The organism is Streptomyces atratus (assembly GCF_040655115.1).
Classification (GTDB): Bacteria; Actinomycetota; Actinomycetes; order Streptomycetales; family Streptomycetaceae; genus Streptomyces; species Streptomyces atratus_D.
Genome location: NZ_JBFAJH010000119.1, coordinates 1 through 4,733 on the forward strand (window position 1 = coordinate 1; position 4,733 = coordinate 4,733).

The window sequence follows — 4,733 nt, forward strand, 5'->3', positions numbered from 1 at the left end:
GGCAGCTGCATCGGTCATCGGAACGACACGAGCATGCTTGTTGACCATGCCGCCGCACAGCGAAACTCCAAGATCCCCGACAGAGTCAAGCTGAGACGCGCCGACCCGGATCCGTCGTCACATACGCCTCGATCGCCTGGTCCCTTCTCTCTGCCATCGCAACACCGTCGTGAACCGCCTTCGCCTCCCGTATCTGACGGGCCTCGACACGGCCGTTCCCTTGGACGCGGCCCGCACGTTCGTTGCCCTGAGGCCAGAACTCCCCCGGCTGTAAAGGCTTGAGAAGCCTTCTCGCCTCGCGTGCCTGACGCGACCAGCGGACTGTTTGACCAGTAGTCATGTCTGCGGGCAAGCAGCCGGCGGTCTCCGCGGGGAACCGGCGACTGCGCCTGTTGGGTGACTTCGCGAGTGTGCAACAGCTGAAGCGGGGAAGAAGCGGCGCCTTCTGGTACCAGCAAGGAATGCCCAGGCGATCGCATCTCCAGCCCGACAACCCGGACCCCGGCTCCCGGCCCGGACAGCGGAGGTACCCGATCCGTGCAGCGTCCCGCCAGGCGCTGCGCGGCAGAAGTGGCCCTGAGTCCCGGAGCCTGGGCGCGCAGCACGCACCAGCCGACCCGACGCAGGAACCGCATGTGCCCCCCGCGCTGCAGACGGCCGCTGCCTACGCCTGGCGGACGCTTGTCGTGGGAGCCGTCGTGTACGCCGGCTTCTCCGTACTGGGACGGTTCCACCAGGTTGCGGTAGCAGTCTTCCTCGGTCTGGTCGTCACCGCGATGTTGCTCCCGGCGGCTGACCTCCTGGCTCGTGTGATGCCGCGGCCACTTGCCGTGGCAGTGACGCTCCTCGGCAGTATCGGCCTGGTTCTCGGCGTGCTGTCTCTTGTCGGCGAGGCGGTCGCCGGAGAACGTGCCGGGCTGGAGCGGCAGTTCAGCGACGGCCTCGCCAGGATCGAGCGCTGGCTGCAGGAACCACCGTTCCGGTTGAACCCCGGGGCACTGAGCGACTTGCAGGTCCGGGTCGGACAGTACCTGTCCAGTCATCGGTCCACCCTGATCAGTACGGCGCTCAGTGGCGTGGGCCGACTGGTGGAGGTGATGACCGTGTTCGTTCTCGCGCTGTTCTGCTCGGCCTTCTTCATCTACTCGGGCGACCGTCAGTGGGACTGGTTGTGCGAACAGCTTCCGGCGACGGCGCGGGAGCGAGTGGAGATCGCGGGCCGAGCTGCGTGGCGGACGTTCACCGGGTACACCTACGGCATCGTCGTGGTGGCCGTGACCAACTCCGTACTCGTGGGCCTTGCCCTCTTCGTACTCGGAGTGCCGCTGGCGCTTCCGCTGGCGCTGCTGGAGTTCTTCGCCGCCTTCGTACCACTGATCGGTTCACCCATCGCTCTTGGAGTTGCCACCGTTGTGGCTCTGGCGTCAAAGGGACCGCTCGTAGCGGCCGTCGTCATCGCGCTGATCGTCATCATCGGCCAGATCGAGGGGCACCTGCTGCACCCGATCGTGATGAGCTGGGCCGTCCGCCTGCATCCAGTCGTGGTCGCACTCTCGGTGATCGGTGGCGCCATTTGCGGCGGGAGTGCTGGGAGCGGTGGTCACAGTGCCGCTGGTGTCCGTCGTCTGGTCGGTCCATCAGGCTCTGCAACGGGCTCGGAGATCCACGCGGGCGAAGGCCTCCCGTACACGGTCGGCGACCGGCATCCGCACCGAACGAGGGCCGGACCGTTCCGGCATGTAGCGACCCGGGACCGGATTTTCGTCAGCGCCTTCAGCGAACACCTCGATGAGCGGAACGTCCTCGTACAGGAAGTCGACGGCGTCGAGCCCGACGCCGTCACCGCCCGTACCTCGGTCACCGGGCGTGTCGTCGACGACGAGATGAGGGGCGTCCTCGACCGCCTGCCGCAGTTACCCGGCGGGTGGGCGGACGCCTCTCCCGCGTACGTTCGAAAGACGCCACCCTGCGGCAGGGCGCCACGATTCGCCCTCCGCCCGGCCGGCCCCGGCGCATCGGGCCCGAGTTGCGCCCGTGCGCCGCGGCATCTCGTGCGGGCCGGGCGAGCCCCCAACGTGATCAGACAGGGGTCGGAAACACGAACTGCACGTCGGTCAGTTGTTCCGACAACTCCCACAGACGGCGGCCGGTTCCGGCATCGGCCGCCGCGGGGGACATCTGAACCTGCGTCGGTCCACCGCGCAGCTCGGCCAGGCCGGTCGGTCCGATGAATTGACCGCTTTCCGCATGCGGGTCGGTCGCCGCGTACAGCTGTGGCAGTGCGCCGTGGGCCGGGGTCTGGGCGAACAGCGGGTTGCCGATGCGGCCCAAGACCACCCGCCACAGGCCGACCGGCGCACTCATCTGCAGGTTGGTGGCCGTGTAGCCGGGGTGGGCGAGCAAGCTGCGCACCGGGCTGCCGACCTCGGTGAGCCGTCGGTGGAGTTCCCATCCGAAGACGGTATTGGCGAACTTCGACTGGTTGTAGAAGGCCATGGGTGAGTAGTTGCGCTCGCCGACGAGGTCATCGAAGTGGATGCGCCCCTGTCGGTGGTTGATCGAACTCACCGTGACCACACGGGGGTCGCGCCCGACGGTCAGCAGGTCGAGCAGCAATCCGGTGAGTGCGAAGTGGCCCAGGTGGTTGCAGGCGAACTGCAACTCGTGGCCCTGCGCGCTCAACGATCGAGGCGGCGCCATCACACCGGCGTTGTTGACGAGCACGTCCAGCCGCGAATGGTCGGTATGCAACTGATCGGCGAAGGTGCGGACCGAGTCGAGATCGGCCAGGTCGAGGCGGCGCACCTCGATGACGGCGCCCGGCTGCTCGGCGGTGATCTCTGCGACCGCCCGGTGACCGCTTCCTTCGTCGCGCACCGCAAGGATCACCTGCCCGCCCCGGCGGGCGAGCGCCCGGGTGGTTGCCAGACCGAGGCCGCTGTTGGCTCCGGTGACGACGAACACCCGCTCGGTCTGGTCCGGTATCTGCTCGACAGTCCAACGCTGCTCCTGTGTCATATGGCATACGTTGCCGTGTGTGGCACTTGGTGTCAAGACGCTCCTGAGTGTCATGCGCGGCATGGCGCTACGATTGCCCGGTGAGTTCCCACCCCGAAGCCAGCCTGGCCCAGCGCAAACGTCAGCTCGTCTCGAACGAGCTGACTGAGGCGGCGCTGCAGTTGCTGGCGCTGAAGGGGTTCGACGCGGTCACCATCGACGAGATCGTGGCCACGGCTGGAGTGTCCAAGCGGACCTTCTTCCGGTACTTCGCGTCCAAGGAGGACGTGGTCGTCCAGTTTCTGGCCGACATGGGCACCGGCATGCACGCAGAGTTGGCGGCCCGCCCTGCCGAAGAGCGGCCCTCCGTGGCGCTGCAGCACGCCGTCTGGGTCTCCATGGCTGCCTGCGGAGACCCGTCCGAGAAGGCGCTGCGAGTGGTGCAGTTGATTCTGCGTACCCCCGCCCTGCACGCACGCTTTCTGGAGCGCCAGGCGCAGTGGCGCGACGACCTGACGACGGAGTTGGCACGCCGCCTGGAACTCGACCCCGACACCGATCTGTACCCGCAGTTGGCCGCCGGGATGGCGCTGACCGCCTTCGGCGCCGTGCTGCAACGGTGGAGCGGGAGCGACGGTGCCGAGGACCCAGCCGAGCTGACCGACCGGGCCTTCGCCGTAATCGCCCCGGCGTTGGACGCCGTCGAGGGGCGAGCCTCTTCCGGGCACACGCCTCACGGTGCCTGAGTCAGCTTCTTCGACATCCTCAAGGTGTCTGCCGATGTACCGGCCGGGGCAACGGCTGCGCAGGACCGCACTGCGGAGTGCGCGGACCAGACTTCATTTCGGCGTCCACGTCGACGTGCTCGGCGACGTACGGATGAACGTGCTCCGTCGCTGATGGTGTGGTGTCTGTCCGGACGAGTCCATAGTTCTGGGTATGTCGTCGACGGGATTGTGTCGGTCCCCGAGCTCGCACAGTTCGTCGACGAAACGGCTCGCCGGCGAGGACCTGAACCGGGCCTCATTCCAGTGGTGCCAGAGACCGCGGGGGTGAGAATACGGGCGGCGTGTTCTGATCATCGCGCGGCATTCCTCCTCCGACGCGCCCCATCCCCAGTCCTTCCCGAAGGTCATCGTTCCCAGAAGCGCTTCGGAGGCCTTCAGCCCGGTGCGGCCCAGCAGCCGATACCGCATCACATGCTCCTGTCGAAGTCGGCATCACGAATCTCCTTACACTCATGTGTAGTTGGCGTCGAGGAGGAATCCAGGTGCGGCGGTCGCGCGGCGTCTTGCACGTTCTTGCCCCTTCCCGGATCAGCGCGGGGCCCAGCCCGACCACGCCGTACCCCGACAGGTCGGCTGGTACACGGCAGGGGTCACCCCGTAGCCTGCGCGAACACGCGGGTCAGATGGGGCTGATCGTGGAAACCCGTCTCGTATGCGACCTCGGCGACTCCCGTGCGGCGCCGGAGCCACTCCCCGGCCCGATCGAGCCGGAGACGCAGGTGCAACTGGTGCGGCGACAGGCCGAACCACGCCGTACACACGCGTACGAGCCGGTACTTGCTCACCCCCGTGACAGCGCTGAGCTCGTCCAGTGTCACGTTGCGGGCCAGATTCGGACGGCGAACTGGCCCAACCTCATGTATTCAGCTATAGCGTTTGTCCGCCTGTGAACTGACGTCTTGACAGTAAAAGGGTGCCCCTGGCCTGCGATGATCTGGATTGACTAGA

Annotated in this window: 3 protein-coding genes and 1 pseudogene; 2 read left to right on the forward strand and 2 right to left on the reverse strand. The window is 67.0% G+C overall.

Features of this window, described 5'->3' with window-relative positions:
* Positions 1-461: 461 nt before the first annotated feature.
* Positions 462-1,743: pseudogene (locus AB0I23_RS41155) on the forward strand (AI-2E family transporter).
* Positions 1,744-2,079: 336 nt separating this feature from the next.
* Here AB0I23_RS41155 and AB0I23_RS41160 read toward each other — a convergent pair.
* On the reverse strand, positions 2,080-3,018 hold the full coding sequence (locus AB0I23_RS41160; RefSeq protein ID WP_359118360.1) for an oxidoreductase: 939 nt from the start codon (positions 3,016-3,018) through the stop codon (positions 2,080-2,082).
* Positions 3,019-3,098: 80 nt separating this feature from the next.
* Here AB0I23_RS41160 and AB0I23_RS41165 point away from each other — a divergent pair, with 80 nt between their 5' ends.
* Positions 3,099-3,743, forward strand: coding sequence for a TetR family transcriptional regulator (locus AB0I23_RS41165; RefSeq protein WP_359118362.1), 645 nt, complete (start codon positions 3,099-3,101; stop codon positions 3,741-3,743).
* Between the two features lie 632 nt (positions 3,744-4,375).
* Here AB0I23_RS41165 and AB0I23_RS41170 read toward each other — a convergent pair.
* Positions 4,376-4,603, reverse strand: coding sequence for a helix-turn-helix domain-containing protein (locus AB0I23_RS41170; RefSeq protein WP_359118364.1), 228 nt, complete (start codon positions 4,601-4,603; stop codon positions 4,376-4,378).
* Positions 4,604-4,733 lie beyond the last annotated feature (130 nt).

Bases quoted from the DNA above. Each gene is read 5' to 3' on its own strand.
- AB0I23_RS41160 (WP_359118360.1), bottom strand. From the start codon at position 3,018: ATGACACAGGAGCAGCGTTGGACTGTCGAGCAGATACCGGACCAGACC.